Annotated in this window: 3 protein-coding genes; all 3 read left to right on the top strand. The window is 55.0% G+C overall.

Annotation, left to right across the window (positions count from 1 at the left end):
- Positions 1-126 precede the first annotated feature (126 nt).
- The 3 genes from BMI01S_RS40250 to BMI01S_RS36405 are packed head-to-tail and all read left to right on the top strand — an operon-like array spanning position 127 to position 3,298.
- Complete coding sequence (locus tag BMI01S_RS40250) at positions 127-1,371, top strand: tyrosine-type recombinase/integrase (protein WP_081723660.1); 1,245 nt, start codon at positions 127-129, stop codon at positions 1,369-1,371.
- Positions 1,371-2,303 (top strand): tyrosine-type recombinase/integrase, encoded by a 933-nt coding sequence (locus BMI01S_RS36410; RefSeq protein WP_028233028.1) that lies wholly within the window; start codon positions 1,371-1,373, stop codon positions 2,301-2,303. The genes BMI01S_RS40250 and BMI01S_RS36410 overlap by 1 nt, the downstream gene beginning before the upstream one ends.
- Positions 2,300-3,298: a site-specific integrase gene (locus BMI01S_RS36405; protein WP_036047198.1), complete on the top strand. Its 999-nt coding sequence runs from the start codon at positions 2,300-2,302 to the stop codon at positions 3,296-3,298. Before BMI01S_RS36410 ends, BMI01S_RS36405 begins: the two co-directional genes overlap by 4 nt.
- The last annotated feature ends 90 nt before the right edge of the window (positions 3,299-3,388 follow it).

Raw genomic sequence — 3,388 nt, 5'->3', positions numbered from 1 at the left:
CCTATACCGCGTTCCGGACTATGCCGTAGATTTTATATTTGAGCGCGCTGTCGGAGGTAATTCCGTGAGCCGCTCGGCGTAATCTTGCCTTCTGCCGGCGAAATTTATGTCGGTTAGGAGACGATCATGGGATCACTGGTTGAAGCGAAAGCACCTCTTCAGATTACCCTGAGAAGAACCCCGGAGGGGCCTCTGGCTCCTTATATTTCAATGGTTTCAGACGCGATGAGACGTGATGGGTTTCGTCCATACACGATACGCTATGAAACCAGAGTAGTTGCCGACTTTAGCCGCTGGATGAAGCGGCGACGTGTCGACTTGCTTGATCTAACGCCGGAATGCATCGACGGTTATCTGCGCTACCGACGGCTCCGAAGAAGGCCAGCAAAATGCGATGCCGCAGCATTGCGGAGGGCGTGTCGCGTCTTGACGGACGCCGGGCTCATTTCGGAAAGGGCTGAGGACGAGCACTTAAACCCAGCTCGCCTATATGCCTCCGAGTACTCGCGATATCTCCGAGACGAACGTGGGCTTTCGAACGCGACGTTGCTCAACTACATGCCGTTTGCTTACAGGTTTCTCGACCAGACTTTCGGCAACAATCCAGTCTGCTTTGATCACACGTGCGTTCCCGACGTCGTGTGCTTCGTGCAAGACGAGGCCAAACGGTTAAGCGTGCAGCACGCGAAGATCATGACCACGGCGTTGCGGTCGTTACTTCGATATGCGCATTACCATGGCGATACTTCTGCCGATTGGTCGTCGAAGGTACCAGTCGTGGCTGGCTGGTCAATGTCATCGATTCCACGTGGAGTTCCTCCTCATGTTGTTCAGAGCGTGCTCTCACATTGCGATCAAGACACCGATACAGGACGCCGCGATTACGCGATCCTGCTGCTGCTGGCACGCCTTGGTCTACGAGCTCGCGAGATCGTTTCACTCACCCTAGATGATATCGAATGGGCGTCCGGATATCTTACGGTGCATGGAAAAGGCAATGAAGAATCGCAGATGCCTGTACCGCGCGACGTCGGTCACGCGATCGCCGAGTATCTCCAGCGCAGTCGCCCCGCAAGCAATTCCCGACAGATCTTCTTGCGCGCACGAGCTCCTAACTCGCCGTTCCGAAGTTCGGCCGCGATTGATTGCGTTGTTTCGCGAGCACTTGAGCGGGCGGAAATTGAGACATCGCGCCGCGGCGCCCATCAGTTTCGACACGGACTCGCTACGGAATTGCTGCGGCGAGGAGCCTCCCTATCGGAAATCGGCGAGGTGCTGCGTCACAGACATATGGACTCTACAAGGATCTATGCAAAGGTTGACCTGATTTCGTTACGAGAACTCGCGCTGCCATGGCCTCGAGGTGTGTGATGAACTCTTTAAGAGAAGCCTTACAGGATTACCTATCGCTCCGCCGAAGTCTCGGGTTCAAGCTGACTGCAGCAGGACGCGGCTTACTGGCATTCGTTATTTTTATGGAGGCGCGCCGCGCCGAACATATTACTACTCATGCTGCGCTCGAGTGGGCACAGCAGCCTTCATCTGTTACGCCAGCCTACCGCGCGCAGCTGCTGAGTTGGGTACGCGGCTTTGCAATTTATCGCCAGGTAAGCGACCCGAAGACTGAGGTTCCACCATGCGACCTACTTCCATTTCGCCCCAAACACGCGCGTGTCCACATCTACAAGGATGACGAGATCAGACGATTGTTAGATGCTGCGCTCAAACTTCCTCCGCTAAATAGTCTTCGTCCATGGACCTACTACTGCCTTCTCGGCACGCTCAGCGTGTCCGGCTTGCGAATTGGCGAAGCCATGGCGCTCGAAGACCGGGACGTTGATCTCGAAGAGCGGATACTTACCATCCGCACTAGCAAGTTTGGTAAATCCCGCATCGTCCCTGTCGCCGCCACGACGGCAACCGTGCTCGCCGAATATCGCCGGCGACGGGACACATTCTTTCCACGTCAGCGGTCAAGCTATTTCTTCGTTTCTAATCGCGGAAACAAGCTGTGCAGCGGTCAGGTACACGAAACGTTCTACACGCTATCGCGCCAGATCGGAATTCGTGCCGAACAAACAAGTCACGGGCCGCGGCTGCATGATCTTCGGCATCGATTCGCCATTCAGACGATTTTACGTTGGTACCGACATGGTCAAGATGTCGAGCGTAGATTGCCGGCGCTATCGACGTATCTCGGGCATTCGCGCGTCGCCCATACATTCTGGTACTTTAACGCCGCGCCGCAGCTAATGCAGTTGGCCGCACGGCGCCTGCACCAACAATGGGAGGCGCAGAAATGAAAGCGCAAAGGTCGTTCGCCGCATTGATCGAAAGCTTCTTTATGAAACGGTTGATGACGCAGCGGCAAGCGAGCACTCACACAATTTGCTCGTACCGAGACACGTTCCGTTTGCTATTGAGGTTTGTTCAACAACGAAAGCACAAACACCCCTCGGACCTGATATTAGATGACATCGATGCAGATACGATAGCAGCGTTCCTCGACGACCAGGAGCGGCACCGAGGAATCAGCGCTCGAAGCCGAAATTTGCGTCTGACCGCGATTCGATCACTCTTCCGGTACGCCGCCTATGAGATACCGGAGCGATCCGAGCAGATTCAACGTGTGCTTGCGATACCAAGCAAGCGATTCACAAAAAAAGTCGTCAACTTCCTGACCCGTGAAGAGATTGATGCGCTTCTCAATGCCCCGGATTTGCAAACCAAATCTGGCCGTCGAGACTACGCATTGCTCTTGGTTGCGATACAGACTGGACTTCGCCTGTCTGAATTGACAGGCTTGACGCGGGATGACGTCGTCCTGGGCGTTGGCGCTCATGTCCGAGTATTGGGAAAAGGGCGCAAGGAGCGTTGTACCCCGATTTCGAAACCTACTTGCAGCGTACTAAAGAACTGGATGAGAGAGATTCCCGCTGCAGGCGATCAGGTCGTATTCCCCAATGCGCAAGGAGGACGTCTGAGTGCAGATGGAGTGCAATACGCCGTTGCGAAGCACCTAAGAAAAGCGGTAAATGCAGTTCCCGGACTGAACAAAAAACATATTACTCCGCACTGCCTAAGACACACGACAGCAATGGAAATGCTGCGCGCAGGTGTTGGTCGAACTGTGATCGCATTGTGGCTGGGCCACGAGTCGGTGGAGACAACCCAGATGTATCTTGACGCTGATCTCGAGATGAAATCGGCGGTGTTAGCCAAGACCACGATACCGAGCGCGCGTCGCGGGAAGTATCGGCCTCCCGATCCACTTCTGAGGTTCCTGGAGTCCTTATAGGCCCTGAACTATGCCGCACGAGCGACGGAACAAAATCGTACGTCTCCCATCGCTGTCGACTCTGCGGCATAGTCCGGAACGCGGTATAGG

It is taken from the genome of Paraburkholderia mimosarum LMG 23256 = NBRC 106338 (assembly GCF_000739815.1).
GTDB lineage: Bacteria > Pseudomonadota > Gammaproteobacteria > Burkholderiales > Burkholderiaceae > Paraburkholderia > Paraburkholderia mimosarum.
The sequence above is the reverse complement of the archived record's forward strand: the minus strand, read 5'-3'. Positions and strand labels throughout refer to the sequence as shown.